Here is a 26,410-nt window from a genome sequence, read left to right as displayed (position 1 = left end):
GTCACGCCGCCGCCGATATCCCGGCTCCCGCCTTGATGGCGTCGCGCGGCAGGGTCACGCGGACGACGGTGCCGACTTCCAGCCTGGAGCGCAGCTTCATCGAGCCGCCGTGGAGCTGCGCCAGCGAGCGGGCGATCGCGAGCCCGAGGCCGGAGCCGTGATAGGTCTTGGTGAGCTGGCTCTCGACCTGCTCGAAGGGACGGCCGAGCCGTGCCAGCGAATGCGGCGCGATGCCGATGCCGGTGTCGGCGATCATCAGCACGATCCTGTCCTCGAGTTGCCGGCTGCGCACCACGATGCGGCCGCCGTCGGGCGTGAACTTCACTGCGTTGGACAAAAGGTTGACGACGATCTGCTTGGTGGCGCGGCGGTCGGCGACGACGGAGATCGATTTCGCGATATCGGCATCCAGCGTCAGGTTCTTGTCCTGGGCCCGGCCGGCGACGACGCGCAAGGATTCAGCCAGCGTCCGCGACAGGTCGAGCTCCTCCATGTCGAGCTTCATGCGGCCGGCCTCGATCTTGGACATGTCGAGGATGTCGTTGATGACCTCGAGCAGATAGTGACCGCTGGTCAGGATATCGTGGCAGTATTCCTGGTACTTCTCGCTGCCGAGCTCGCCGAACATGCCCGAGCCCATGATCTCGGAGAAGCCGATGATGGCGTTGAGCGGCGTGCGCAGCTCGTGGCTCATGTTGGCGAGGAATTTCGACTTGGTCTGGTTGGCCTCCTCGGCGCGGGTCTTCTCGCGCTGGTACTTCTCGGCGAGATCGGCAAGCTCGATGGTCTGGCGCTCCAGCGCGGCCTGTGAGCGCTTGAGGTCGATGACGGTGGCGCGCAGGCGCAGATCGTTGTCGACGAGCTTCTGCTCGTGCTCCTTGATGCGGGTGATGTCGGTGCCGACAGAGACGTAGCCGCCGTCCTTGGTGCGGCGCTCGCTGATGTGCAGCCAGCTGCCGTCGTCGAGCTGGGCCTCGAAGGTGCGCGCGCCAGGGCCTTGGACACCGGTCTCGTTGTGGCGGGTGCGGACCTCCGGCATGCGGCCGACTTCCAGCACGGTCTCGTAGGAAGTGCCGGGGATCACCGCGGTGTCGGGCAGCTTGTGCAGGCGCTGGAAGTGCGAATTGCAGAGCACGAGGCGATCGCTGGCGTCCCACAACACGAAGGCTTCCGGAATGGTCTCGATCGCATCGCGCAGGCGAAGGTCGGCTTCCACGGTGCGCTCGGCGAGGCTCTTCTGCTCGGTGATGTCGACCGCGATGCCGATCAGGTGCATGCCGGCATCGCTGGCGCCGCGGGTCCGCTCGCAGCGCACACGCAGCCAGATCCAGTGGCCGTCGACATGCTGCATGCGGAAGGTCTGGTCGATATGGTCGATCTTCCCGGAGATCAGCTGGTCGGCGATCGCGAACAGGTCGATGTCGTCGGACTTCACCAGCGCGTTGACCTCGCCGAAGGTGAGGAGCTCGTTGCGGCCGTCGAGGCCGAGCATCGAGAACATCGATTGCGACCAGAAGATCCGGCCGCGCGACAGGTCCCAGTCCCACAGGCCGCAGCGGCCGCGGTTGAGCGCGGTGTCGATCCGGCCCCGCACGGCGTCGTTGATGAGGTCGCCTTCCCTGGCACGGGTCGACTGCCAGTGGAAGGCAAAGCCCAGGATCAGGACGACGAAGCCCGTGGTCGCCGACAGCGTCACCGACAGCGCCGCGTCCGAGCCCCAGATCGGCTCGTTGCGCTCCTGGATCACCGTGACGAGACCCGGCAGCGCCTTGATCGGCCGCGAGGTCGCCAGCGCCGCATTGCCGTCGGGCAGGGTCAAGTCCACGACGTTGTTGTCGCGCGGCGGCGAGGCGAGCAGCTGTGCGGTGGTGATCGCATCGAGCAGGCGGTCGTTGCCTGCCGGATCGCTGTCGATCGGAATGCGGGCGAGGATGCGGCCGTTGACGCCGGCCGAAGTGACGACGACGTGGCGGCCCGAGACCCTGGCCTTGGTCGGGATCATGTCGGGCAGCAGCGTCGGCAGGTTCTCGATGGTCTTCAGCCGCTCGGCGCGCACCGAGGCCGCGCGATCGATGCGCTCGGCGAGCAGTTCGGCGAGCATCGAGATGTCGTTCTGGATCACCAGGCGCTTCTGGCGCGTCTGGTCGACGACCTGGACGAACGCGCCGAGGCAGATCGTGATGAGGAAAGCGATGATGAGCGTCGGCACGGCGCGACGTAGCGCCGGCTCCGCGATCAGGAGCCGATGATAGGCAGGTTTCGCGATCGATTGCGCCAATCCCTTGATCGAATCGGATTGGACGCACGCGTTCGCGGCGTCTGCACGCGCCATGCCTTCGGCCCCCTGAAAACCTGCTTGCTACTCAGTTCGAAAGCAGCCCCACAACGCTTTCGAATCACAGCGATTTGAATCCAGTTTGCGCAGGCTGTCGAGAGTCAACGAAAGGTTAACGCGAAATAATTCTTATCCAATGCAGAGTTTGCGCGTTTCGACTCCGCAAACTCACGTGCATCAGGAGTCCGAAACGGGAACGTATGACTCCCCGCGCGTTCCGCCTCACGCGCGCGGCGGTTCGGCGTGGCTGATGACGCGCTTCACGCTCGGGAACGCGCGACGCAAGCGGCGTTCGATCGCGTCGACATGTTCGTGCACCTTGATCACGCTCATCGACGGCGTGGCGCGGCAATGGAAGTTGACGATCTCGCCGGAGTCGGTGTTGCGGACACGCACATTATGGATGTCGTGGATCTCGCCGCCGCTGGCGGCATACTCGGTCAGCGCCGCAGCGATGGTCTGAACCCTGTCAGGCACGGCATCGGCGCCGAACGGCAGTTCCGGTTCCAGCGGCTCGATATGGACATCGACCTCGACGTCCTCGCCGAACTCTTCCTTGATGTTTCGCTCCAGCGTGTTGGCGATGTCATGAGCGGCGTCGAGCTGCATGTCGGCATCGACCTCGAGGTCGATGCTGACGATCAGCTTGGCCAAATCGTTGACCGTACCCAGATCGTGCACCGTGACGTGGTGGATGGCGAGGCCCGAATTGCGCGCGATCACCATGATGCGGTCGCGCACGGTCTCGTTGTCGCGGGCGACGGGGACGGCCGTGAAGGAGAGGTCGGCATCGCCGAAGGCCGTGACGACCGCGGCTTCGGCGTTGCGCTTGATGCTTTCGACGCGGTCGATCGGGTAGGTCCTGGGGACCTTGACGATGCTGTCGATGAAGGTGGTCGCCCCGACCATGCGCACGCGCAGCCGCTCGACGTCGATCACGCCGGGCACGCTGCGAATCGCGGCGGTGGCTTTTTCCTGGGCGCCCTCCGGCGCGCGATCGACCAGGGTTTGCACCGTGGAGCTTGCCATCCGCAGGCCGAGCATGGCGATCATGACGGCTACGGCCGCTGCGGCCGCGGCGTCACCCCACCAGAAGCCGAAGGCCGCCAGAATCAGGCCGATGATGACGGCGAACGAGCCCATGACGTCGGAGGCGAAATGCAGCGCGTCGGCCGCAAGCGCCTGGCTCCTCGTCGCGCGCGCGGCGCGGTGCAGGGCGCGGGCGCGCCAGAGATTGACCAGGATGTCGATCACCAGCACCACGAACGGCACGGCGGAGATCGTCGGCGGCGGAGTTCCCTCGCGCAGCCGGCTGTAGGATTCGACCAGGATGCCGCCGGCCAGCACATAGAGCAGCGCGGTGACGCCGAGCGCCGAGATGCTCTCGAGCTTGCCGTGGCCGTAATGGTGCTCGTCGTCGGCCGGCTTGTCCGACACCCGCACCACCGCCCAGGTGATGATGGTCGCGACAAGGTCGATCGAGGAGTGCAGCGCTTCGGAGATCAGCGCCAGCGATCCGATCGCGATGCCGACCACGAACTTGGCCGCCGCCATGCCGCCGCTGACCAGGATCGAGATGGCCGCGACCGATGCCTTGTCATGTTGTCCGCTCATGGCGGGGATTTAGCAGGGCGACCGTGAACATCAAGCGACGATCCACAACTGTAGTCGCGAGTGAGTTGCAAGAGCGGATGCGCCCTCGAGCCCCGTCATTCCGGGGCGCCGAAGGCGAACCCGGAATCTCGAGATTCCGGGTTCGGCTCTTCGAGCCGCCCCGGACTGACAGTGCCTTACAAGGTCACCACGATCTTCCCGAGATGCTTGTTCGCCTCCATGTGCTCGAACGCCTTGTCGATGTCGGCGAACGCATAGACCTTGTCGATCGGCAGCTGCAGCTTTCGCGACTCGACCGCGCCCCAGATGTCCTTCCTGACCTCCTCGAAGATCGCGCGGACCTCCTCGATGGTGCGGGTGCGGAAGGTGACGCCGATATAGGAGATGCGGCGGGCGGCATGGAGGTCGAAATTGAAGTCGGCATGGGTGCCGCCGAGCCGGCCGACATTGACGATGCGGCCCAAAACCTTGGTCGCAGCCAAGTTCTGGTTGGCGACCTTGCCCGAGACCTGGTCGACGATGAGATCGACGCCTTCGCCATTAGTCGCCTTCAGCACCTCGTCGACCCATGTGGGATCGGAGGAATCGACCGCGAGGTCGGCGCCGTAGTCCTTCAGCCGGCCGCGGCGATAGGGATCGGTCGAGGAGCCGATCACCATCTTTGCGCCCTTGAGCTTTGCAATCTGCATCGCCACCAGGCCGACGCCGGAGCTGGCGCCCTGGATCAGCACGGTTTGGCCTGGCTGCACGCCGCCGACGGTGACGACGGCGTTGTGCATGGTCGCGAGCGCGACCGGCAGGGTGGCGGCTTCCTCGAAATTCATGTTCGAGGGCGCGCGGAACAGCCGGCCGTGATCGGCGAGCGTGTACTCGGCGAACGCCGCGCCGCCCGAGCCCATGATGCGATCGCCGACCTTCACGCCCTTCGCATCGGGTCCGAGCTCGGCCACTTCGCCAGCCCATTCCATGCCGAGCACGGTGCCGACGCCGCCCGCCGCGCCATGCGCGTGGCCCTTGCGCATGCCGCTGTCGGCGCGGTTGAGGCCACAGGCGCGGACCTTGACGAGGACCTGCGTGCCCTTAGGCTTTGGTTGAGCGACGTCGGAAATCCGAGCACCATCAGGACCGTAGACGTAAGCTTTCATGAATTGCTCTCGCTTCTTGCAGTGACTATTCCGCGGCTTCGCGTTGCGGCTGAACGATCATCCCTTCGAGCCGGCCGCGGATGATCGCCTCGGCTTCGCGCACGATGCGGGAGATTAGCTCGCCGCAGCTGGGGATGTCCTGGATCAGGCCTTGCACCTGGCCGGCCGACCAGATGCCTTCGTCCGAATTGCCTGTCGCATAGACCATCTTGCCGCGGGCTCCCGCGACAAGCTCGCGGATATCCTCGAACTTGGCGCCTTCCTTTTCCATCGCGACGACCTTGCTCGAGATCTCGTTCTTGGCGACGCGCGAGGTGTTGCGCATGGTGCGGAAGATCAGCTCGGTCTCGCGCTCGTCATTGGCGACGATCTTCTCCTTGATGAGCTGGTGGATCGGGCTCTCCTTGGTTGCCATGAAGCGGGTGCCCATGTTGATGCCATCGGCCCCTAACGCCAGCGCGGCGACCAGGCCGCGGGCGTCGGCAAAGCCGCCGGAGGCGATCATCGGGATCTTGACCTTGTTGGCGGCGGCCGGGATCAGGATCAGGCCGGGGGTGTCGTCCTCGCCGGGATGGCCGGCGCATTCGAACCCGTCAATCGAGATGGCGTCGACGCCCATACGCTCGGCCGAGAGCGCGTGACGGACGCTGGTACATTTGTGCACGACCTTGACGCCGTGCTTTTTGAACTCGTCGACATGCTCCTGCGGCTTGTTGCCGGCGGTCTCGACCACCTTGATGCCGGCCTCGATGATGGCGGCGCGGTATTCGGCATAGGGCGGCGGCTTGATCGCGGGCAGGATGGTGAGGTTGACGCCGAACGGCTTGTCGGTGAGGTCGCGGCAGCGTGCGATCTCCCTCGTCAGATCCTCCGGCGTCGGCTGGGTCAGCGCCGTGATGAAGCCGAGCGCGCCGGCGTTGGCGACCGCCGCGACCAGCTCGGCACGGCCAACCCATTGCATGCCGCCCTGGACGATCGGGTGCTCGACGCCGACGAGTTTCGTGAACCGTGTCTGCAACATCCCTGTTTCCCCCTGGGCGGCCCGCAGGCTCTGTTATCGCTGATCACGGGAGGATGCCGCCGGGGTCGGGAAATGTCTATTGCGCCGCCGTGCGGAGCGTCATGCGAGCAACGGGGATGATTCCGCGGGGCGGATAATTGGAGTGTGCGGTTGCCTTTCGGCGCAAGCTCTTTCCTCGCGCTCCGTCGTCATGCCCCGCGAAAGCGGGGTATCCAGTACGCCGCGGCTTCTCGGTTCTAGCCTCGTTGCCCCTGGAATACTGGATTGCTCGCCTTCGCGGGCAATGACAGTGAGGATGAAGCGAACAGCTACTCCGCCGACAGCCGCACCACCTGGCGGCCGCCATTCATCTCTTTCAGGCTGTTGACGAAGTTTTCCGGCCGCTGCCAGCGGTTGGGGACCTTCAGGCCCATATATTCGGCGATGTCGCCGATGAAGCCGGTGCAGTTGGTGGTCTCGGCGTTCCAGACCGGCGAGCTCGCCTTCAGTTTCTCGATGTAGGCGAACACGCGCTTGGCGTCGGCTTCGTTCAAATAGACGCGATAGCTCGCGGTCAGATAGTCCGGGTCGAGATCGCCGTAACTCGCGCCGGTCTCCGATGGCACCCAGGTGAGATAGCCGAGCACGTAGGTCCAGGTGTCGCCGGCCGGCGTCAGGCCTGCGACCTCGACGGCGCGCTCGCTGGTCTTGCCGTACCAGACGAAGGCATGGCCCCAGCTCGCCGCCGTCCGCGCGCGGAAGTCGACGTAGTAGGGGCCTTTCTCCGCCCGCGTGACCGAGCGCCGCATCGCCTGCGGTGTGGCGCGCGATGCGGTGTCGGTCGACACAAGCGCACTGGCGTCGGCCATGCGCTTGTTCGACTCGTGTGCCGAAGCCGAGGTCATCGTGCATGCGAGCATGGTCGCGAGCGCGAGGCCCGCAAGGATGCAGGATCCCGATCGATCAGGTTTGTTCGTCACGCAATGCCCCTTCGACTGTCGGCCGCTTCGTTCGCTGGCGCCTCAGTAGCGCGCAGCGACCGGGCTGGGCGCCTTGCCGATCGGGGCCTTGCCAACCGGGCCCTTGCCGATGGGCATCTTGCCGATCGGAGCCTGCTCGGCCGGATACACCGGCACGGGCTGGCGGCGCGGCAGGTCCGCGGCGTTTGCAGCCGTCACCAGAGCAAGCGTCGCACCCAGAACAAATACAATCTTCTTCACAGTCATACCCCTAGCAGGTTTGGTCCAAACACGGCTGAGCCGTGCCCCCAGACACGCCTCCCACATGGGCGGCCGAATGCGACCAAGTTGCGGCACATCAGCGACATGTTGGCGGCATCTGTTGGGCGCGCGCAGATGTGATGCGTGTCGAAATGTTTCGGCGCGCCGCGCTGATCGTCAGCGATCGGCACTCAGCCGAAAATGCATCTCGATCCTTGCTGGCGACGGTTCGCTTGCGGTGCGCCACGGCGAGAAGCCGGGCGTGGGATCCGGGTCGGACGGAAGATCGATCGACCAGCGCTGCGTCGGCACATCAGGCAGCGTCAGGCTGACGGCGCGGTGGCGCGTCTTGTACATCAGCGAAACTGTCGAAATGATCGCTTTGCGGTCACCGTCATGCGCGCGCCAGTTCGGCGGCAACATGGCGTTGGCATAACCCGTCGCTTCCTCGACTTCGATATGCACGTCTTCCTCCTGGTCCGGCAAGCTCATGCCGGGGGGAAGTCGAAACTCGACCTGGAGCGTCATGAAGCCGTGGCTCAGATTGGGCGAGCGGATCAACTCGTACCATCCCCAATAGCCGAGCCCGGCCACGACGAGCAGCACGGTGATGGCGAACGGGAAGGACAGCCGCGTGGCGCGAGGAGGCGCGGCCTCGTGGGCTTCCGTGACGGGCTCCGGCGCAACATTTCGGACCAGACCGAAGCGCACGAACAGCCAGATGCCGGCGACCAGGCCGACCACGCCGCCGATCGGACCGATGTCGAAGAAAGCGCCCATGGCGATGCCGCCATCGCGGTCCGGGCCCGCCAGCATGACCACCAGGGCAGCCAAGGCGGACCAGCCGGCGAGTGCGCCGAGCAGGCCGGAGAGGAAACCGAGGATGAAGCGCATGTGCTGATAGTCGCAGGCAGATCAGTCCCGGTTCGAACCGGCTTACCCGATCCGGTTCAAGCTATTCCTGATCGTCGAGAAAATGCCGCCGATGTCCTTGCGCAAGGCGTCGAGCGCGTTGAAATTGTCGAAGACGCGGGCGAGGCGGTCTTCGACTTCGCGCTTGCTCTTGGTCAGCGCATCGACGCGCGAGGCGAGGGTGACGTCGCCGCTCGCCTCGATCTCGCCGACGGTCCTGGCGAGGAGATCGCGGGTCGAGCTGACCTCGGTGATCATGGCCTCGATGCCGAACACCGGCGCCTTCAGCGGCACGAGATCGGCCTGCGATTTCGACAGCTCCGCCTTGAAGGTGTTCAGCGTCGCCAGCGTCTCCTGCAAGACAGCCAGACGCCGGCGCGACTGCAGGACGAAATCGTTCAGTGCATTCTGGCGATCGACGAGGGTCTTGCCGTCAGGGTCGGTCTCGACTTCGGTGAGCGCGCGTTCGAGCTGGGCCTGGCGCTGGCCGAGCTCCTCGAAATCGAGCCGGATGCTTTTCAGGATGTTGGCGCTGTCGTCGATGCGGGCGAGGCGCTGCTCGATCTCATCCTTGTTTTTCGAGAGCGTCTCGACGCGTGCGCTGAGCGGCGCCTCGCCGCCGGTCTCGAGCTCGTCGACGGTCTTGGCGAGGCGCTCATGGCTGAGGCCGAGCTCGCCGATCAACGCATTGATGCCGGCATCGGAGGAGCGCAGCGGCGCCAGCTCGGCATGGGATTTCGCCAGATCTTCCCTGTACTGGTTGAGCGTCGCGAAGGTGTCCTGCACCGCGTTGACCCTGGATAGCAGTGCCGATACGTCGCGGCCGATGTCCTTGAGCCGGTCGGCAAGATTGTTCTTGCGATCGTCGGTCTCTAAGTCGAGCAGCGCGCGTTCGAGCTGGTTCTGGCGATCGCGGATCTCGGTGAAGACGGGCTCGACCGCGCGGCGCTGATCGGCGACCTTGCCGACCATCTCGCGCACCGACTGCTGGCGTCGGCGGATCTCGGCGAGTTGGTCGTGCATGTCGGTGGACTGGTTGCGGCCCTGCTGCAGCAACGCGCGCTGCTCGGTCTCGCCGAGCTTGTCGTGCAGTGCGGAGACAGCCTCCCTGGGATCGCTCTCGATCAAATGCTGGACGGTGGCGTCGAGATGATTTTGCAGGGCGTGCGCGACGACGACGTCCTCCCGGGTCTTCTTGAGACGGTCGCGCAAGCTGTCGAGGCGCCGGTCCTGGCGCGAGAGCCGAAAGGCCGAGGCGCCGATCAGCGCCAGCCCGGCCACCAGAAGCGCGCCGGCCGCGATGCGCTGCGGCATCGGCAGGGCGATGAAGGCGGCCGGCAAATGGGTGATGTCGTATCCGAACGCCTGCGGGGCGAGAAACGCGATAGCGGCGAGCAGGACAGACCAGGCAATCAGGAAAAACAGCCACATGGCGACGCCCTCACGCCCGCGCACATTTTCGCCATAATTGCTATTGGAGAGCGGAACCGAGATCAAGGGGCGCGCGGGCTGTCGGTCGCATCGGAAAGCGCGATCCACAGGCGGAGGCGTTGGCGGGCTGGTGTAGGGCGGGGAAGAAGCGGAGTGGGCTTTCCGAAATTTCGGGAGGGGGCAGGAACCCCCTCCGTCGTCATTCCGAGGGCGGCGCGAAGCGCCGAGCCCGGAATCCATCAAGCATTAGAGACGATGGCGAAATGGATTCCGGGCTCGCGACTTCGTCGCGCCCCGGAATGACGGCGGTGCTTACAGCCTGAACTCGTTGGTCAGCTCGCCGATGCCGTCGATCGCCACCGTCACAATGTTCACCGGCTCCTTCATCACGCCGACGCCGACCGAGGTGCCGACCGCGATGAGGTCGCCGGGGAGCAGGGTCATGTCGTGGGAGATTTTGCTGACCAGGGCTTGCGCGGAAAAGATCATGTCGGAGATCGGATAGTTCTGCCGCTCGGCGCCGTTGAGAATGGTCCGGACCGTGAGCTTGGCCGGATCGAGGCCGGTGGCGATGACGGGCCCGAACGGACCGTAATCGTCGATGCCCTTGGCGCGGGCCCATTGCGGAAAGGTGGGGTTGCTGGTCAGGATGTCGTTGGCGGTGATGTCGTTGACGCAGGTGTAGCCGAAGATGAAGCGGTCGGCCTCATCAGGCGAGACGCGGGCGCAGGTCTTGCCGATGACGATGCCGAGTTCGCCCTCATAGGTGGTCTTGCCGTCGTAGTAGGAAGGACGGCGGATCACCGCGCCCGGCGTCGTGATGGTGGTGGTGGCCTTGAGCAGATAGAGCGGCTCAGGCGGCTCGGGCTGATTGAGCTTTGCGGCGAGCGCATGAAAATTATTCCAGAGCGCGACGATCTTGCTGGGCGCGCAAGGAGCGAGCAGCTCGACCTCAGACAGCGCAAGCGTTCTGCCGGTCGCCGCGCTCCGGCCGAACATCTCGCCCTCATGCACGCTGATGCCCGACGCCGTCAGCGTGCCGAAGCCGGTGGTGCCGGCGTGGCGAAAGCGCAGCCATTTTGTCGTCTCGGTGCTCATCATGCCACCGCCAGCGCGCGAGGATCCGATGGCGCCGAAACGCCGTCATAGAGACCGGCGATGCGCGCGCGCTGGGTCACCATCGCCAGCACCGAGTCGAGCGCAGGCGTCGGGATCCTGGTGAGGCGGCCCATCTCCTGCACGACGGTGACGAGCGGGTCGATCTCCATCGGGCGGCCGCGCTCGAGATCCTGCAGCATCGACGTCTTGTGCGCGCCGACCTTGCGGGCGCCCTCGATGCGACGCTCGACATCGACGCGGAACTTGACGCCGAAGGTTTCGGCGATGGCTTGCGTCTCCATCATGATCGCGCGTGACAGCGCCCGCGTCGACGGATCCGTGCAGATCACGTCGAGCGTTGCGTGGGTCAGCGCGCTGATCGGGTTGAAGCAGACGTTGCCCCAGAGCTTCAGCCAGATCTCGTCGCGGATGCGGTCGAGCACCGGGGCCTTCAGGCCGGCCGCGACGAACAGGTCGGCGAGACGCTGCACGTCGGCGGTGATTTCGCCTGATGGTTCGCCGAGCGGGAAGTTGTTGCCATAGACGTGGCGGATCACGCCGGGCGCCTCGATCTCGGTGGCGGGGTAGACGATGCAGCCGATCGCGCGCTCGGCCCCGAGCTCGCGCCATTGGCGGCCGCCGGGGTCGATGCTCTCCAGCGTCGAATTCTCGTAGGCGCCGCCGTGCTTGTGGAAGTACCAATAGGGGATGCCGTTGACCGCGGTGACGAGGCGGGTGTGCGGCCCGAGCAGCGGCTGCATCTTCTCGATCACGCCGGTGATCGAATGCGCCTTCAGCGTGACGATGACATAGTCCTGCACGCCGAGCTCGGCCGCATTGTCGGTGCAGCGGGGATGGACGGTGTGCGTCTCCTCGCCGGCGAGCAGGGTCAGGCCACGCTCGCGCATCGCAGCGAGGTGCGCGCCACGCGCGACCAGGCTGACATCGGCGCCTGCGCGTGCCAGCTGCACGCCGAGATATCCGCCGATCGCGCCGGCGCCGTAGATGCAGATCTTCATGAATTCCTCGCGGGGACTAAGTGGGCGACTGGTTCGATTGATCAGGCCACAGGTTCTCTGCACCTCTCCCGCTTGCGGGAGAGGTCGGCGCGCCCCAGCCGATGCGAAGCATCGTCCCGAGCGCGTCGGGTGAGGGTTCTATCTTCTTGGGGAGTCTCCCTGGTGGAGACACCCTCTCCGCGACCCTCTCCCGCAAGCGGGAGAGGGAGCCAGGAGAGTTGACGCCTAGGCTGCCGCTTGCGGCGTGCCGTTGAGTGCTTCGTCAACCGCAGCAGCGATGTCGCGCATGCTGATGACGGAGACGAGGCTGTAGTCGTCGATCACGGGCAGGTGCCGGATGTGATTCCGGTTCATCAGGTGCCGGACGTGTTCGATCGTGTCTGAGGAGCTGCAGGAGACCAGCTGCTGCACCGAGACGAGCTGCGAGACCTTGACGTTGATGGCATTGGCGCCGTGCTCGGCAACGGCGCGCACCACGTCACGCTCGGTAAACATGCCGACCGCGGTGTTTCCTTCCGAGCGGACCACGTCCTTCACCACCAGCGCGCTGATGTTGTTGGCGCGCATCAGCTTGGCGGCGATACCCACCGTTTCGTTCATTCGCACCGTGACAACGCGCGGCGTCTTCTTGCGCAGAATGTCTCCGACCAGCATGGCAACCTCCCTGGGTGAGCGATGGGAGAAGTGTGGTATACATAATGCCAATCGTCAAGCGCTGGATTTGGTTGATCCGAAAAATCTTGCGGCAGCATTGCTGACGTTTGTCACCACCCGCGGAGGGGCACGGCAAAGAAAAAGGGGCGCATCGCTGCGCCCCTCTTTAATCGTCTTGCCGACCGCTGGCGGTTTACGCCGTCCCGGTCTTGGCACGGGTCTCGGCATTGGCAGTTGCGGGACTGGTGCTCTCGGCCTCGTTGCCCAGGATGAACGACCGGCGCAGCGGCTTGATCACGAACAGCGCCATCAGCGCGGCCGTCGCGTTCAGCGCCACGGCCACCACGAACACGGCCTTCCAGCCATAGGCGCTCGAGATCACGCTTGCCAGCGGGACCAGTAGCGATGCGGTGCCCTTCGCGGTGTAGAGCATGCCGTTGTTGGTGGTCGCGAACTTCGAGCCGAAGGTGTCGCCGCAGGTGGCGGGGAACAGCGAGTAGATTTCGCCGAACACGCCGAAATAGACCGCGGTCGCGAGCACGAACACGATCGGGACGTGACCGTAGGCCGACAAGGTCAGCAGCATCAAGGCGGCGGTGCCGAAGGCGATGAACATGGTGTTCTCACGCCCGATCGTGTCGGACACGAAGCCGAAGAACGGGCGGCCGAAGCCGTCGAAGATGCGGTCGAGCGAGATCGCGAACGTCAACGCCGCCATCTGGAAGCCGGCGAGCGAGACTGGCGTCGTGGCGATCTTGAAGTCGTGCGCGATCGGCGCGATCTGGGCCGCGGTCATCAGGCCGCCCGAGGCGACCATGACGAAAACCAGATACATCACCCAGAAAATGGGAGCGCGCAGCACTTGCGGCGGCGTGAAGTCGATCTTGGTCTGCGGCAGGTTGAGCTGCTTCTTCTTCGGCGGGATCGAGAGCCGCGGCGGCTGGATGAAGAAGGCGAGCACGAACACGATCACACCCTGGCCGATGCCGAAGGTGAGGAACGCGTGCTGATAGCCTGACGATGCGATCATGGCCGCGATCGGCACCACGGTGAGGGCCGCGCCCGCACCGAAGCCAGCCGCGGTCGCACCGGCGGCGAGGCCGCGGCGATCAGGAAACCATTTCAGCGCGTTGCCGACGCAGGTGCCGTACACCGCGCCCGCGCCTATGCCGCCGACGACTGCGGCGGTGTAGAGCAGGGGAAGGCTATCGGCGTAGGAGTTGAGCAGCCAGGAGAGTGCGATCATCACGCCGCCGAACATGATGACGATGCGCGGGCCGTATTTGTCGACGAACCATGCCTCGACCGGCACCAGCCAGGTCTCGGTGACGACAAAGATGGTGAAGGCGAGCTGGATCGCGGCGCGACCCCAATGGTACTTGGCGTCGATCGGATCGACGAACAGCGTCCAGCCATATTGCAGGTTCGCGATCATCGCCATGCAGACGATGCCCATTGCGAGCTGGAGCCAACGGAAACCGGTTCGTAGGGGCGCAGCTGTCACCGCGCCGTCCGTGCTGGACATCATCAACAACCTCCCAAGCGCCTGTCTGGTCACGACAGCCGCCGCCCATATGACGGAGTGTCGCAAATATTGTGGCTTATGGTCGCAAGCGCGGCACGCAACTTGGTATACCATATTCCAGAAAGCAAGCCCTATCTTGGGAGCAAGCCCAAGAAAAGTGCAGGGTTCCTTCGGGTTTACGGTATCAAGGTGTATTCGGGAAAATAAAAACGCCCGGCGGTGAGGCCGGGCGCGAGGCGCAAGCTTTATGTTGCGGTGCGAGGTCAGATGGTCGAATGCGCGACTACGGCCTTGCGCCAGGGTTTCAGCACCACGAGCGCCAGCAGCGAGGCCAGGATGTTGGCGCCGGCAGCCAGGATGAAGACATTGTCCCAATGGCCGGAGCTTTGCTGCACATAGTTCGCCAGCGGCACCAATAGCGCAGCGGTGCCCTTGGCGGTGTAGAGCAGGCCGGCATTGGTGGTCGCGAACTTCGCGCCGAACGTGTCGGTGCAGGTCGAGGGGAATAGCGAGTAGATCTCGCCCCAGGCAAAGAACACGAAGCCCGAGAGGATCACGAACCAGATCGGATCGTGGCCCCAGAGGTAGAGCATCCAGATGCCGACGCCCTCCATGCCGAAAGCGATGAACATCGTGTTCTCGCGGCCGATCATGTCGGAGATCCAGCCGAAGAACGGACGCGTCAATCCGTTGAGCACGCGGTCGATGGTCGCTGCGAAGGTCACTGCGGTCATGGTCATGCCGATCAGCGTCACGGGCACGGCGTCGACCTTCCAGTCGACCGCGATCGGCTTCAGATTCGCCGTCACCATTAGCCCGCCTGCGCCGACGATCACGAACATGAAGTACATCAGCCAGAAGATCGGCTGACGCAGAACTTCCGTCGGCTGGTAGTTGCGGCGGCTCTGCGCAAGCGCGGCATTCGCCACGACGTTCGGCACCTGGCCAGGCTTCGGCGCCAGCAGGAAGAAGGCGAGGATGCAGATGATGATGCCTTGTCCGAGGCCGAAATAGAGGAAGGTGGTCTGAAAACCGCTGTCCTTGATCATGGCCTGGATCGGCGCGACGGTCAGCGCAGAGCCCGCGCCGAAGCCCGCGGCGGTGATGCCCGCCGCAAGACCGCGCTTGTCGGGAAACCATTTCAGCGCATTGCCGACGCAGGTGCCGTAGACGCCGCCAGCGCCGATGCCCGCGATGATCATGCCGAGATAGTAGCCGTTGAGCGTGGTGGCCTGCGCGTTGACCGCCCAGCCGATCGCGCAGAGCACGCCGCCGACCAGCACGACGATGCGCGGACCATATTTATCGACAAACCATCCTTCGACCGGCACCAGCCAGGTCTCGAACAAAACAAACAGTGTAAACGCCCATTGGATCGAGGCGCGATCCCAACCGAACGTCTTCTGAATGTCGGGGACGAAGAACGTCCAGCCATATTGGTAGTTGGCGATCATCACCATCGCCGCCACGCCGATCGCCAATTGTGCCCAGCGATACGTATCGCTGACGCGTGCGGCTGAAGGGCCTGATGTGGCCTGCACCATGTCCGTCATGAATCCTCCAATGAGCGCTTCTGTTTTTTGAGCGAGCGTTGGCGGCATTCTTGTATTCATTATGCCAAGCATCAAGCGCGCGAGGCCCATTGTGCGCTTATGACGCAACCTCGTTCGCGAGGCTGCACGAATGTGCCTTATCCCAAATAGAAATGGCCCCGCAGCGCGGAGCCATTCTTCAAAAGTAGGAATTCGCAGAAATTACAACCGGCGCGACAATTCGACGCGCGGCGATCTCAGATGCCGCTTACAGGCCGAAGCGGGGCAGGTCGCCGTTCTGGTTGGAGATCTCGGCGCTCGCCATCAGGAAGCGGTCGATGGCGGCCATGAAGCGGGCGAACAGCGAAGCGGGGGGCGCGAGCGCGACGGAAGCGGTCTTGGACATCGGAATTCCTTTCTCAAGACAGTCAGTATTGCTGTCTCATTTCGAAGGATGTTCTATGTATACCAGATGCCAATGTCCATGCATGCCATTGCATAGCAGCATGCTTATACCGCATTGCAGCATAATGGTGCGTTAAAGCGGCCGTTCCGGGCCTAATACCTGCGAACTAGCGGCAATCGCCCACATTCCGGAGATTTTGCGGGAGAATCAGCTCTGGTCCTCATTCGTCTGGCTTGTCTCCAGACGGCGCCGGGTCGGGAACAGCGTCAGATCATATCGCCCGGAAAGCAGGCCCCAAAGCCCGCGAGGGGCGAACAGCATGACGAGGATCCCGAGGGTGCCGAGAAGGATGAGGTACCAGGCACCAAAATCGGCAAGGTAGCGCTGCACCAGGTAGAAGACGACTGCGCCGATGATCGGACCTTCGATGGTCCCGATGCCCCCGATCACCGTGATGAAGATGACATAGGCGGTCCAATCGAGCACCGAGAAGGCAGCGTCCGGCGAGATACGCGCCTTTTGAAGGTAGATCAGCGCGCCGATCATCCCGGTCACGGCCGCGGTCGCGACATAGACGGCGAGCTTGATGCGGGTGATGTCGACGCCGAGGCTCGCAGCCGCAGCCTCGCGGTCGCGGATCGCACCCAGCGCCAGGCCGTGGCGCGAGCGCAGCAGGAGATAGACGAAGGCGAGTGTGCCGACCACCAACGCCAGCGCAAGCCAGTACGAGGCAATGTCGCGCGCGGCGGGCGTGCGCACATCGAGCAAAGTCTTGATCCACTCAATGCCAGGCACGGACGAGGTGACGGATGGAGTAAGCGAGGTCCCGGTGCCGCCGCCGAGCGCCTTCACTTGCGCAAAGCCGAGACGATAGACCTCGGCCACCACCCAGGTGCCGATCGCGAAATAGGCGCCACGCAGGCGGAAGACGATCAGCGCCGTCGGCAAGGCGAGTGCTGCCGACACGATGCCCGCGACCGGAATCGCAAGCAGCGGATTGAAACCGGCGACCAGCGTCAGCGCGAACAGGACATAGCCGCCCAGTCCGACGAACGCCTGCTGGCCGACCGAGATCAGGCCGGCATAGCCCGCAAGCAGATTCCAGCATTGCGCCAATGCCAGCATGTAGAACAGGAAGATCAGATCCTGGATGAGATTTCGGCCGGCGAAGGTCGGCAGCAGCACGAGCACGAGAAGGACAATGCAGGCGAGGCCCGCGGCCGGTCGCGACAGGGCGTCCGCGGTCGCGATGCGAAAGATCCGCTTCGGCTTGGTCGTGTCGAGGTCCATCATCCCGCGCCTCAATCGATCGCGCGCGGAAACAGGCCGCGCGGCCTGAGCACCAGCACCAGGAGAAACGCGAGGTGACCCGACAGGATCTGCCATTCCGGATCGATGTGTGCGCCGATGGTCTGGGCGAGGCCGAGAATGATGCCGCCGGCAAGCGTGCCCCAGAAACTGCCGAGCCCGCCGATGATCACGGCCTCGAAGGCATACAGCAGCCGCGCCGGGCCGATGGTGGGATCGAAATTCGCCCGCAGGCCCAGATAGAGCGCCGCGATCGCGATCACGACGAACGCGATGCCCATCGCCATCGCGAACGTGCGGTTGACGTCGATCCCCATGAGCTGTGCGACGTCGAGATCGTCGGAGGTCGCGCGAAATGCCCGGCCGATCGACGTCCGATAGAAGATGAAGTTGAGAACCACGATCACGGCGATCGCGGACACCAGCGTCAGCAGCGGCACGACGCCCACGGCGATGTCTCCACCCAGCGACACGGAGGCAGTTTCGATCGCACCGGAACGCAGGCGGCGGCTGTCGGCCGAGAACATCTGCAGCAGCCCGTTCTGGATGATGATCGAGAGTCCAAAAGTGACGAGCAGCGGCGGCAGGAGGTCGCGTCCGAGTGTCCGGTTCAACAGCACGTGTTGAAGCCCGAAGCCGATCGCAAACAGGATCGGGGCTGCGAGGAGCACTGCGGCGAACGGGTCGACGCCAAGCTTTTCCGTCACCGTCAGAATGACGAAGGCTGCGAGCACGATGAGGTCGCCATGGGCAAGATTGACCAGCCGCATCACGCCGAACATCAGCGAGAGTCCGGTTGCGAACAGCGCGTAGAGGCCGCCGAGCAGGACACCCTGGATGATCGCGTCGAGAAGGCCGTTCATCGCATCAACCGAAATAAGCGCGGTGAATCTGATCGCGCGACAGCTCGCCGGGGCGGCCTTCGAGCGAGACGCGCCCCTCCTGGAAGCAGTAGACGCGATCGGAGGCCTTCATCGCCTGCACGATGTCCTGCTCGACCAGCACGACGCTGGTGCCTTCTGCCTTGATCTGCGGAAGTGCGGCGTAGATGTCGGCGATGACGATCGGCGCAAGCCCGAGGCTGATCTCGTCGCACAGCAGCACCCGGGGATTGGACATCAGGGCGCGGCCGATTGCTGCCATCTGCTGCTGGCCGCCCGAAAGAATCGGTGCGGCCGAAGCCCGCCGCTCCTTCAGGACCGGAAACAGGCCATAGACCCGATCGAGCGTCCAGGGTCCAGCAAGCTTGCGGCCGTGCCCGCCGATCAGAAGATTCTCTTCCACGGTCAGCGAGGGAAACAGCCGTCGCCCCTCCGGCACCAGCGCAATTCCGAGCTTGACGATGTCGGCGGCGCGCTTCGCCCCGATCGGATGGCCGTCGAGCAGAACGCTGTCCGGGCGAGACGGGATGAGCCCCGCGATCGCCTTCAGGAAGGTCGATTTGCCGGCGCCGTTCGCCCCGATGATGGCGATGGTCTCGCCTGCATCGAAGCCGAGATCGATGCCGTAAAGTGCCTGGAAGTCGCCGTAGAAGGCCGTGAGATTGTGTGTCCTGAGCAACGGCATGCCTCACGCCTCGATGCCGATATAGATCTGGTGCACGTCGCTCCGCTGCATGACCTCCTTCGGCGGGCCTTCCGCGATCTTGCGTCCGAAATTGAGCACGACGAGGCGATCGATGACGGCAAACAGGGCATGCACGACGTGCTCGATCCAGAGGATCGCGACGCCGGACTTGCGGATATCGCCGATCGTCGCGACGAGCTCGGCGCATTCGCCCTCGGTCAATCCGCCGGCGATCTCGTCGAGGAGCAGCAGTCTCGGGGCGCTGGCGAGCGCGCGGGCCATTTCCAGCCGCTTGCGCTCGAGCAGCGTCAGGGAGCCCGCGAGCACGTTCGCGCGCTTGTGCAGACCGAGTTGGTCGAGGATCTCGCCGCAGGCCTGCGCGGCCTCGCGCTCGCTCTTGCGCCGGCCGTGAACCGCGCCGACCAGAAGATTTTCGAACACGGTGAGATTCTCGAACGGCTGTGGAATCTGGTGGGTGCGACCGATACCGGCGTGGCAGCGTCCCTGTGGCGGCAGGCCCGAAAGATCGCGTCCGTCGAACCGCATGCGGCCGGCGCTCGGCGACAAGCCGCCGGCGATCAGGTTGAACAGCGTGGTCTTGCCGGCGCCGTTGGGGCCAATGATGCCGACGGCCTCGGAATGCGCGATCGTCAGGTCCAGATCGTCGGCCACGACGATCGCCCCGAAGCTCTTTCTGAGGCCGGCGATTTCCAGCAGCATGGGTCTTCAGCGCGCCGCGCGATCAGGCAATCGGCTCCATCTTGCCGCCGACGGGAATCGCCGGCGCCGTCCTGTTGTCGGTGATGACGATGTCGTACTTGCCGTCCTTGAACCGCCACTGACCGCCGACGAGCGGCGTCTTGGCGACATTCTTGGCGGCAAAGGGCGGCAGGCTCGAAGAGCCCCATTGCAGCTTGCCGACGACGGTATCGAGATTGGTGGCGGCAATCGTTGTGGTGATCGCCTTGCCGTCGCGATCGGGGGCGCGCTTCAGGACATCGACGGCGACCTCGAACAATGCGTGGACGAAGCCGATCGGCTGGGTCCATTGCCGCTTGGTGGCGCTTTCATAGGCGCCGGCGAGGTCCTTCGCGCTCATCCCCGTCAGCGAGGACTTGAAGGGGTGGTTCGGCGTCCACCAGACTTCGGAGGACAAATTGTGACCGTCCTTGCCCAGCGCCTCGACGGCGACCGGAAACAGGATTGCTTTGCCGATCGACGCGACCTTGGGCTTGAAGCCCTGCTGCAAAGACTGCTTCCAGAAGGTGGTGAAGTCGGGCGGCAGCACCACGCCGGTGACGATCTCGCAATTGGCCGACTTGAACGCGCCGATCTGCGCCGAGAAATTGTCGGTGAGATTCTGGTAGCGGCCCGGGTCGGTCAGCTTGTAGCCACCTTTGTCGAGCGCCGGCGGAAATCCGACCACCTTGTCGCCCCAGGCGTTGCCGTCGCCATCGTTGGGAAACAGTCCGCCGACGGATTTGTTGGTCGCGACCTGGCTCCACATGTTGGTGAAGACGGCGATGACGTCCTCGAGGCCCCAGAAGAAGTGATAGGTGTAGTTGAAACCCTTCCACGCCGGCGGCCCGCCACCGGGGTTCTCCTGGCGGCCGATGAACCAGGGTTGCCAGGGCGCGACCGTGGAGATGCACGGCACCTCCTCGATCTCGCATTGGGTCGACACCGGATTGGTGGTCTCAGGTGTCGATGCCACCAGCATGAGATCGATCTTGTCCTGAACGATCAGATCCTTGGCGACTTCTGCGGCGCGGTTCGGATTGGACTGGCTGTCCTTGACGATCACCTCGACCGGGACCGTGGCGTTGCCGACCTTGATGCCGGCCTTGGTCGCCTCCTTGAAATTGGCGAGGATGAAATTGTCGGCCTCGGCAAAGGCGGCGAGGGGACCGGTCAGCGGCGAGACGTAGCCGAGCTTGATCGCGCGCGTCTGGGCGATTGCCGGCGACTTCAACCCGACGGAGAGCGCGGCCCCGGTCGCGGCCGAGTATTTCAGGAGCGTGCGGCGATTGATGGAATGACGATCAGCCGAGCTGATCCTGCTGCTATTCATCTGCGCGTCCTCCCCTTTTGGATGCGCCGGATTCTCAGTGTGATTTGACACACGGGCCGGCGTTCGATATTCGAACATACGTTCGTAATTCGACCAGTGTCTTCTAGCGCCCAAACGGAGTCAACAGGCCGCCGCATGACGCAGCCAACAGAGCACAAGGCAGATCCGGGGCATCGCCAGAGCGAGCAGGTGCATCGCCAGAGCGAGCCGGGGCATCGCAAAAGCGAGCCCGACGACAAGGAGTTCATGACCACGCTGGCCAAGGGGCTGGCCGTGCTCGGCGCTTTCGGCCGTCAGCGCCCGTCCATGACCCTGTCGGAAGCCGCCAGCGTCGCCGATCTATCGCGCGCAACGGCACGGCGGGTGCTGCGCACGCTGACCTTGCTCGGCTACGTCGTGCAGGACGGCCGCAGCTTTGCGCTGTCGCCGCAGATCCTGGACCTCGGCTTTGCCTACTTGTCGACGCAGAGCTGGATCGATCGCGCCTTGCCGCTGATGCGCGAGCTCAGCGAACGGCTCGGCGAATCCTGCTCGGCCGCGATCCTGCAGGACGCGGACATCGTCTATGTCGCGCGCGTGCCGGCGCGGCGCATCATGTCCGCCGCCTTGTCGGTGGGAAGCCGGCTGCCCGCGCTGCACACCGCCTTGGGGCGCGTTCTGTTCGGCTATCTCGACGAAGCCGAGATCTGGCGAAGGCTGAAGTCGCAGCGGATCGAGGCCTACACGCCGCAAACCATCACCGACCTGCAGGCCTTGTTCGACCGTATCCGCGCGGATCGCGCGCAACGATTCTCGATCGTCGACGAGGAGCTCGAGCGCGGTCTGCGCGCGCTTGCCGTGCCGGTGCTCGATCGCGGCGGCCAGATCGTCGGCGCCATCAATCTCTCGACGCATTCGACACGAACGACCCGCAACGAAATGCGTGAGCATTTCCTTCCCGAGCTCAACCGCATCAGCGAGCAGATCTCATCGATGACCGTCTGAGCTGCACGCCCGAGCCGCCCGACCAGCCTCCCGACCAGCCTCCCGACCCTTGCCATTCCGCAGGAGCGGCCGTATCGTCGCGTCAAGTTCGAAATACGGACATGCGTTCGATAATCGAACAAATTGAGGGAGATTGCACGATGGCAGGCAAGACGCAGGGCGTCGGGGCCGTTCCGCCGGAGCATACCGGCAACGTCAAAGTCACGCGTCCGCAGAACGGCGCGGAATACCTGGACTCGCTGCGCGACGATCGCGAGGTCTACATTTACGGGGAGCGGGTGAAGGACGTCACCACGCATCCCGCCTTTCGCAACACCGCGCGCATGGTGGCCCGCCTCTACGACGCGCTGCACGACGACAAGCACAAGGACAAGCTGCTGCTGCCGACCGACACCGGCAATGGCAGCACCACGCACGCCTTCTTCAAGGCGCCGAAGTCGATGCAGGATCTGATCGCCGGGCGTGACGCGATCGCCGAATGGGCGAAGATCACCTATGGCTGGATGGGTCGCGCGCCCGACTACAAGGCCGCATTCCTCGCGACGCTGGGCGCGAACTCCGATTTCTACGATCCGTATCAAGAGAATGCCAAGCGCTGGTACAAATTCAGCCAGGAGCGCGTGCCCTTCATCAATCACGCCATCATCCATCCGCCCGTCGATCGCGACCGTCCGCCGAACGAGGTCGCCGACGTCTGCTGTCATATCGAGAAGGAGACCGACGCTGGGCTGATCGTGTCGGGCGCCAAGGTGGTGGCAACGGGATCGGTGCTGACGAACTACACCTTCGTCGCGCATCACGGCCTGATCCCGCTCCAGGACAAGAAGTTCGCGGCAGTGTTCATGGTGCCGACCAACGCGCCCGGCGTGAAGTTCATCTGCCGCACGTCCTACGAGATGAGCGCGAGCGTGATGGGCAGTCCGTTCGACTATCCGATCTCGAGCCGGCTCGACGAGAACGATGCCGTGTTCATCATGGACAAGGTGCTGGTGCCCTGGGAGAACGTCTTCGTCTACGGCGATATCGAGAAGGCGAACAATTTCTTCCCGCGCACCGGCTTCCTCCCGCGCTTCGTCGTGCACGGCTGCACGCGTCTCGCGGTCAAGCTCGACTTCATCAGCGGGCTCTTGCTCAAGGCAACGGAGGCTGCCGGCACCAAGGACTATCGCGGCGTGCAGGCCAATGTCGGCGAAGTGATCGCCTGGCGAAACCTGTTCTGGAGCCTGTCGGACGCGATGGTGCGCGATCCCAAGCCGTGGATCGGCGATTACGTGCTGCCGAACATGGATCCCGGCAACGCCTACCAGATCATCGCCACCATGGCCTACACCAAGGTGAAGTATCTGATCGAGCAGACGGTCGCCTCCGGCCTGATCTACCTCAACAGCCATTCCAGTGACTTCAAGAATCCCGAGATTCGTCCTTATCTCGATCGGTACTTGCGCGGCTCCAACGGCTACAAGGCCGAGGAGCGCGTCAAGCTGCTCAAACTGTTGTGGGACTGCATCGGCAGCGAGTTCGGCGGCCGTCATGAGCTTTACGAGATCAATTATGGCGGCTCGACCGAGGAGATACGCCGCTACTGCCTGTTCGGCGCGCAAGCCTCCGGCAATGCCGACCGCTTCAAGGGCTTTGCCGAGGATTGCATGGCCGAATACGACCTCGACGGCTGGAAGGTGCCTGACCTCACCGATCCCGGCGAGCTCAGTTATCACATGCTGCGAAAGTGATGATGATGCTGAGCGGCAGCGCCATCGATTCCAAACGCTTCCGGTCGATGATGGGAACATTTCCGACCGGCGTCGCAGTCATCGCGACCGAATGGAACGGCGAGCTGTTCGGCGCGACGATCAATTCGCTGACGTCGGTCTCGCTCGCCCCCTGCATGCTGCTGTTCTGCATGAACGAGGGCAGCACGACCGGAGCCGCGATCCGGCGGCGCGGCCTGTTCTCGGTGAACATTCTGGGCCAGCATCAATCCGAGCTGTCCCACCGCTTTACCGGGCAGTTGAAGAACCGCTTCGATGATTTGGCCCCGGCGTTCAGCGCCGACGGCCTGCCGCTGTTGCAGGGAGCTGCGGCCCGGCTGTGCTGTCGCGTTGCCACCGTCCACAAGGCTGGCGATCACGACATCATTCTGGGCGAGGTGATCTCGGGCGAGGAGTCCATGTGCAGTCCGCTCGTGTTCCACAAGGGGGCGTACGGGAGCTTTCAGCGCGCTTGAGAGATGACGGATCAGGGCTTGCCAGGGCTATGCAAAGCCGTTAGTGGTTCGCCCCCTTTTCCAAGCATCTCGCAGAGTGGTTCATGTCGAGCGCCTCGCCCGCCGTCTCGATCGGCATCGATTTTGGGACCAGCAATACGGTCGTGGCCCTCGCCGCGGACGACCGCCGGGTCGAGGCCATCCGCTTCGAGCACGGCGGACTGCGCCACAGCACTTACGTCTCGGCGCTGTGCTTCTGGGAGGACCGGCCGGGCGCCGGCGCCCAGGCTGAAGGCGGGCCGTGGGCGATCGAGCAATTTCTCGAAGGGCGCCACGTCTACCGCTTCCTGCAGTCGTTCAAGACCTTCGCGGCCAGCTCGAGCTTCAACACCACGCAGGTGTTCCGCCAGCGCTTCAAGTTCGAGGACATTCTGGCTGCGTTCCTGCGCACGCTGGCGCGGCATGGCGGCGACAAATTCGGTTTCGAGGCGGCGAACATCACCGTGGGCCGTCCCGTGCGCTTTGCCGGCGGCAATCCCGACGACGATCTTGCCATGCAGCGCTACCGCGCCGCCTTCGAGCGTCTCGGCGCCGGTCATGCCCGCTATGTCTACGAGCCCGTCGGCGCCGCGTTCTCCTTCGCTCGGCGCCTCGAGCGTGACGCCACCGTGCTGGTGGCGGATTTCGGCGGCGGCACCAGCGACTTCTCGGTGATGCGTTTCTCGCGCGCCGGCGGCCATTTGCGCGCCGAACCGCTCGGCCACGCCGGCATCGGCATTGCCGGCGACACGTTCGACTATCGCATCGTCGATCACGTCGTCTCGCCGCGGCTCGGCAAAGGCTCGAGCTTCCGCTCGTTCGACAAGGTGCTGCCGATCCCGAACAGCCACTACACCAACCTCGCGCGCTGGCACCAGCTCGCGCTGATGAAGAGCAACGGCGACCTGCGCGAGTTGCGCGAACTCGCGCGCACCGCGCTGAAGCCGGATCAGCTCGAGGATTTCATCACCATCGTCGACCTCGACCTCGGCTTCTCGCTGTACCGCGCGGTGTCGGACGCCAAGGTCGCGCTGTCGGCCAAGGACGAAGTGGACTTCCGTTTCAGGGGCGGCGGCGTCGACATCGGCGCGGCCATCACGCGGAAGAAGTTCGAGTCCTGGATTGCCGACGACATCGCGCGGCTCGGCGCGACCGTCGACAAGGTGCTGGGCGAGGCCCGCATCACCGCGCGCGAAGTCGAGAAGGTGTTTTTGACCGGCGGCACCTCATTCGTGCCGGCGGTGCGAAACCTGTTCGCCGAAAGGTTCGGCAACGAGCGGCTGATGTCGGGCGACCAGTTCGAGTCGATCGCCTACGGCCTCGCGCTGATCGGGCACAGCCCCGAGCCGGATCGCTGGACCGCCGACGGCGGGCTGAAGGCGAGCGCATAGGACATCATCGGGCGAAGCACGATCGGCGTGCTCCACCTCTCCCTTCGGGAGAGGTGTTTCGCACGCCATCTCTTGCGCTCGTTGCGGTCACTGCTTGATGTCGGGCTCGACCAGCCGCGCCAGATTGCGCAGCGATTCCTGCCAGCCGAGATAGCAGGCCTCCGGCGGGATCGCGTCGGGAATGCCGGCCTGCGTGATATCGAGCTCGGTACCGACAAGGACTTTCTTCAGGATCACGGTCACCTCGATGGTACCCGGCAGGTTCGGATCGTCGAACCTGTCCGTGTAGCGAAGACGCTCGCCCGGGACGAGCTCGAGATATTCGCCGCCGAACGAATGGCCGTTGCCTGTCGTGAAATTCCGGAAGGACATCTTGAAAGTTCCTCCGACCTTGGCCTCCAAATGGTGCACGGTGCAGGTGAAGCCGTTGGGCGGAAGCCATTTCGCCAACGCATCAGCCTCGACGAAGGCGCGATAGAGTTTCTCGGGGCTGGTCGTCAGAACGCGGTGCAGGCGGACAGTGCCGGGCATGGTTTTTCCTCATGAATTGATGGCCGTCGAGGTCTAGAGGCCGATCATGGCCTGAGGACGAACGAGGCGTCGAAGACCCGACATGTCGTCCCGGAATTTCTTGCGAACGTTTGCGGCGCGGCTCTGGGGCGGTGCGAAGGATTGTCCTGTTACAGGCGCCAAGCTGCCGCTGGTGATCTTCTCGCACGGACGGGGGCTGCTGCTGACGGATCCGCCGTTCGCCGTCGATGACGTCGTGAGGCCTTGACCTATGTCAAGTGTTTGAGGGTGCGAGCTCTCCAAAAAGGAGGGCTTCTTCATGAACGGAAGGCGCCGTGCAATGAAATTACTCCCGGCTTGCGCAGTGCTCGCGAACACGAGCGATGTGCCGCTGCCTATGTCGCAGGAGCTGCGCAGGCCTGACGTCATGGGCGCTCGCCGCGTCTT

Annotated in this window: 25 protein-coding genes; 5 read left to right on the top strand and 20 right to left on the bottom strand. The window is 64.3% G+C overall.

Annotated features, from left to right (window positions below):
• Position 1: 1 nt before the first annotated feature.
• The 19 genes from XH91_RS23480 to XH91_RS23385 form a co-directional block, all read right to left on the bottom strand.
• Complete coding sequence (locus tag XH91_RS23480) at positions 2-2,332, bottom strand: PAS domain-containing sensor histidine kinase (RefSeq protein WP_128952775.1); 2,331 nt, start codon at positions 2,330-2,332, stop codon at positions 2-4.
• A 225-nt stretch (positions 2,333-2,557) separates the two neighbouring features.
• Positions 2,558-3,949, bottom strand: a complete 1,392-nt coding sequence (locus XH91_RS23475; protein WP_128952774.1) for a cation-efflux pump — start codon at positions 3,947-3,949, stop codon at positions 2,558-2,560.
• Positions 3,950-4,125: 176 nt separating this feature from the next.
• Positions 4,126-5,094: a zinc-binding dehydrogenase gene (locus XH91_RS23470; RefSeq protein WP_128952773.1), complete on the bottom strand. Its 969-nt coding sequence runs from the start codon at positions 5,092-5,094 to the stop codon at positions 4,126-4,128.
• 25 nt (positions 5,095-5,119) lie between these two features.
• Positions 5,120-6,115 (bottom strand): NAD(P)H-dependent flavin oxidoreductase, encoded by a 996-nt coding sequence (locus tag XH91_RS23465; RefSeq protein WP_128952772.1) that lies wholly within the window; start codon positions 6,113-6,115, stop codon positions 5,120-5,122.
• A 308-nt stretch (positions 6,116-6,423) separates the two neighbouring features.
• Complete coding sequence (locus XH91_RS23460) at positions 6,424-7,074, bottom strand: hypothetical protein (protein ID WP_128952771.1); 651 nt, start codon at positions 7,072-7,074, stop codon at positions 6,424-6,426.
• Between the two features lie 42 nt (positions 7,075-7,116).
• Complete coding sequence (locus XH91_RS23455) at positions 7,117-7,320, bottom strand: hypothetical protein (protein WP_128952770.1); 204 nt, start codon at positions 7,318-7,320, stop codon at positions 7,117-7,119.
• A gap of 171 nt (positions 7,321-7,491) precedes the next feature.
• Positions 7,492-8,208, bottom strand: coding sequence for a hypothetical protein (locus tag XH91_RS23450; RefSeq protein WP_128952769.1), 717 nt, complete (start codon positions 8,206-8,208; stop codon positions 7,492-7,494).
• A gap of 42 nt (positions 8,209-8,250) precedes the next feature.
• Positions 8,251-9,657 (bottom strand): hypothetical protein, encoded by a 1,407-nt coding sequence (locus XH91_RS23445; RefSeq protein ID WP_164933764.1) that lies wholly within the window; start codon positions 9,655-9,657, stop codon positions 8,251-8,253.
• Positions 9,658-9,969: 312 nt separating this feature from the next.
• Positions 9,970-10,758, bottom strand: a complete 789-nt coding sequence (locus XH91_RS23440; protein WP_128952767.1) for a fumarylacetoacetate hydrolase family protein — start codon at positions 10,756-10,758, stop codon at positions 9,970-9,972.
• Positions 10,755-11,774: a 2-dehydropantoate 2-reductase gene (locus XH91_RS23435; protein ID WP_128952766.1), complete on the bottom strand. Its 1,020-nt coding sequence runs from the start codon at positions 11,772-11,774 to the stop codon at positions 10,755-10,757. Before XH91_RS23435 ends, XH91_RS23440 begins: the two co-directional genes overlap by 4 nt.
• A gap of 225 nt (positions 11,775-11,999) precedes the next feature.
• Positions 12,000-12,428, bottom strand: a complete 429-nt coding sequence (locus tag XH91_RS23425) for a CBS domain-containing protein (RefSeq protein WP_014496672.1) — start codon at positions 12,426-12,428, stop codon at positions 12,000-12,002.
• Between the two features lie 193 nt (positions 12,429-12,621).
• Positions 12,622-13,956, bottom strand: a complete 1,335-nt coding sequence (gene oxlT, locus XH91_RS23420; RefSeq protein ID WP_128952764.1) for an oxalate/formate MFS antiporter — start codon at positions 13,954-13,956, stop codon at positions 12,622-12,624.
• A 260-nt stretch (positions 13,957-14,216) separates the two neighbouring features.
• Positions 14,217-15,506: an oxalate/formate MFS antiporter gene (gene oxlT, locus XH91_RS23415; RefSeq protein ID WP_128952763.1), complete on the bottom strand. Its 1,290-nt coding sequence runs from the start codon at positions 15,504-15,506 to the stop codon at positions 14,217-14,219.
• Positions 15,507-15,753: 247 nt separating this feature from the next.
• Complete coding sequence (locus XH91_RS38990; RefSeq protein ID WP_164933763.1) at positions 15,754-15,891, bottom strand: hypothetical protein; 138 nt, start codon at positions 15,889-15,891, stop codon at positions 15,754-15,756.
• Between the two features lie 207 nt (positions 15,892-16,098).
• On the bottom strand, positions 16,099-17,184 hold the full coding sequence (locus XH91_RS23405; protein WP_430648526.1) for a branched-chain amino acid ABC transporter permease: 1,086 nt from the start codon (positions 17,182-17,184) through the stop codon (positions 16,099-16,101).
• Positions 17,185-17,192: 8 nt separating this feature from the next.
• Positions 17,193-18,062 (bottom strand): branched-chain amino acid ABC transporter permease, encoded by an 870-nt coding sequence (locus XH91_RS23400; protein WP_128952762.1) that lies wholly within the window; start codon positions 18,060-18,062, stop codon positions 17,193-17,195.
• Positions 18,063-18,066: 4 nt separating this feature from the next.
• Complete coding sequence (locus XH91_RS23395) at positions 18,067-18,765, bottom strand: ABC transporter ATP-binding protein (protein ID WP_128952761.1); 699 nt, start codon at positions 18,763-18,765, stop codon at positions 18,067-18,069.
• Between the two features lie 3 nt (positions 18,766-18,768).
• On the bottom strand, positions 18,769-19,485 hold the full coding sequence (locus tag XH91_RS23390) for an ABC transporter ATP-binding protein (RefSeq protein WP_128952760.1): 717 nt from the start codon (positions 19,483-19,485) through the stop codon (positions 18,769-18,771).
• 22 nt (positions 19,486-19,507) lie between these two features.
• The gene (locus tag XH91_RS23385; protein WP_128952759.1) at positions 19,508-20,836 is read right to left on the bottom strand and encodes an ABC transporter substrate-binding protein; all 1,329 of its coding nucleotides are present in this window, start codon (positions 20,834-20,836) and stop codon (positions 19,508-19,510) included.
• A gap of 135 nt (positions 20,837-20,971) precedes the next feature.
• Between XH91_RS23385 and XH91_RS23380 the strand changes: the two genes are divergently transcribed.
• The 4 genes from XH91_RS23380 to XH91_RS23365 all read left to right on the top strand — a co-directional run bounded on the left by XH91_RS23380 (position 20,972) and on the right by XH91_RS23365 (position 25,453).
• Positions 20,972-21,820, top strand: coding sequence for an IclR family transcriptional regulator domain-containing protein (locus XH91_RS23380; RefSeq protein ID WP_128952758.1), 849 nt, complete (start codon positions 20,972-20,974; stop codon positions 21,818-21,820).
• Positions 21,821-21,960: 140 nt separating this feature from the next.
• Positions 21,961-23,550 (top strand): 4-hydroxyphenylacetate 3-hydroxylase N-terminal domain-containing protein, encoded by a 1,590-nt coding sequence (locus tag XH91_RS23375; RefSeq protein ID WP_128959299.1) that lies wholly within the window; start codon positions 21,961-21,963, stop codon positions 23,548-23,550.
• Positions 23,550-24,044, top strand: a complete 495-nt coding sequence (locus tag XH91_RS23370) for a flavin reductase family protein (protein WP_128952756.1) — start codon at positions 23,550-23,552, stop codon at positions 24,042-24,044. The genes XH91_RS23375 and XH91_RS23370 overlap by 1 nt, the downstream gene beginning before the upstream one ends.
• Positions 24,045-24,127: 83 nt before the next feature.
• On the top strand, positions 24,128-25,453 hold the full coding sequence (locus XH91_RS23365; protein WP_128952755.1) for an Hsp70 family protein: 1,326 nt from the start codon (positions 24,128-24,130) through the stop codon (positions 25,451-25,453).
• An 87-nt stretch (positions 25,454-25,540) separates the two neighbouring features.
• On the opposite strand, the gene XH91_RS23360 is transcribed toward XH91_RS23365, so the two are convergent.
• On the bottom strand, positions 25,541-25,984 hold the full coding sequence (locus XH91_RS23360; RefSeq protein ID WP_128952754.1) for an SRPBCC family protein: 444 nt from the start codon (positions 25,982-25,984) through the stop codon (positions 25,541-25,543).
• 82 nt (positions 25,985-26,066) lie between these two features.
• On the opposite strand from XH91_RS23360, the gene XH91_RS38985 reads away from it, so the two are divergent.
• Positions 26,067-26,231: a hypothetical protein gene (locus XH91_RS38985; RefSeq protein WP_164933742.1), complete on the top strand. Its 165-nt coding sequence runs from the start codon at positions 26,067-26,069 to the stop codon at positions 26,229-26,231.
• Positions 26,232-26,410 lie beyond the last annotated feature (179 nt).

Source organism: Bradyrhizobium guangzhouense (genome assembly GCF_004114955.1).
Lineage (GTDB): Bacteria > Pseudomonadota > Alphaproteobacteria > Rhizobiales > Xanthobacteraceae > Bradyrhizobium > Bradyrhizobium guangzhouense.
This window is presented reverse-complemented; position numbering and strand designations above follow the sequence as displayed.

Coding starts and splice junctions, on each gene's coding strand:
- XH91_RS23480 (WP_128952775.1), bottom strand. CDS start 2,332: ATGGCGCGTGCAGACGCCGCGAACGCGTGCGTCCAATCCGATTCGATC.
- XH91_RS23475 (WP_128952774.1), bottom strand. CDS start 3,949: ATGAGCGGACAACATGACAAGGCATCGGTCGCGGCCATCTCGATCCTG.
- XH91_RS23470 (WP_128952773.1), bottom strand. CDS start 5,094: ATGAAAGCTTACGTCTACGGTCCTGATGGTGCTCGGATTTCCGACGTC.
- XH91_RS23465 (WP_128952772.1), bottom strand. CDS start 6,115: ATGTTGCAGACACGGTTCACGAAACTCGTCGGCGTCGAGCACCCGATC.
- XH91_RS23455 (WP_128952770.1), bottom strand. CDS start 7,320: ATGACTGTGAAGAAGATTGTATTTGTTCTGGGTGCGACGCTTGCTCTG.
- XH91_RS23450 (WP_128952769.1), bottom strand. CDS start 8,208: ATGCGCTTCATCCTCGGTTTCCTCTCCGGCCTGCTCGGCGCACTCGCC.
- XH91_RS23445 (WP_164933764.1), bottom strand. CDS start 9,657: ATGTGGCTGTTTTTCCTGATTGCCTGGTCTGTCCTGCTCGCCGCTATC.
- XH91_RS23440 (WP_128952767.1), bottom strand. CDS start 10,758: ATGATGAGCACCGAGACGACAAAATGGCTGCGCTTTCGCCACGCCGGC.
- XH91_RS23435 (WP_128952766.1), bottom strand. CDS start 11,774: ATGAAGATCTGCATCTACGGCGCCGGCGCGATCGGCGGATATCTCGGC.
- XH91_RS23425 (WP_014496672.1), bottom strand. CDS start 12,428: ATGCTGGTCGGAGACATTCTGCGCAAGAAGACGCCGCGCGTTGTCACG.
- oxlT (WP_128952764.1), bottom strand. CDS start 13,956: ATGATGTCCAGCACGGACGGCGCGGTGACAGCTGCGCCCCTACGAACC.
- oxlT (WP_128952763.1), bottom strand. CDS start 15,506: ATGACGGACATGGTGCAGGCCACATCAGGCCCTTCAGCCGCACGCGTC.
- XH91_RS38990 (WP_164933763.1), bottom strand. CDS start 15,891: ATGTCCAAGACCGCTTCCGTCGCGCTCGCGCCCCCCGCTTCGCTGTTC.
- XH91_RS23405 (WP_430648526.1), bottom strand. CDS start 17,184: ATGATGGACCTCGACACGACCAAGCCGAAGCGGATCTTTCGCATCGCG.
- XH91_RS23400 (WP_128952762.1), bottom strand. CDS start 18,062: ATGAACGGCCTTCTCGACGCGATCATCCAGGGTGTCCTGCTCGGCGGC.
- XH91_RS23395 (WP_128952761.1), bottom strand. CDS start 18,765: ATGCCGTTGCTCAGGACACACAATCTCACGGCCTTCTACGGCGACTTC.
- XH91_RS23390 (WP_128952760.1), bottom strand. CDS start 19,485: ATGCTGCTGGAAATCGCCGGCCTCAGAAAGAGCTTCGGGGCGATCGTC.
- XH91_RS23385 (WP_128952759.1), bottom strand. CDS start 20,836: ATGAATAGCAGCAGGATCAGCTCGGCTGATCGTCATTCCATCAATCGC.
- XH91_RS23380 (WP_128952758.1), top strand. CDS start 20,972: ATGACGCAGCCAACAGAGCACAAGGCAGATCCGGGGCATCGCCAGAGC.
- XH91_RS23375 (WP_128959299.1), top strand. CDS start 21,961: ATGGCAGGCAAGACGCAGGGCGTCGGGGCCGTTCCGCCGGAGCATACC.
- XH91_RS23370 (WP_128952756.1), top strand. CDS start 23,550: ATGATGATGCTGAGCGGCAGCGCCATCGATTCCAAACGCTTCCGGTCG.
- XH91_RS23365 (WP_128952755.1), top strand. CDS start 24,128: ATGTCGAGCGCCTCGCCCGCCGTCTCGATCGGCATCGATTTTGGGACC.
- XH91_RS23360 (WP_128952754.1), bottom strand. CDS start 25,984: ATGCCCGGCACTGTCCGCCTGCACCGCGTTCTGACGACCAGCCCCGAG.
- XH91_RS38985 (WP_164933742.1), top strand. CDS start 26,067: ATGTCGTCCCGGAATTTCTTGCGAACGTTTGCGGCGCGGCTCTGGGGC.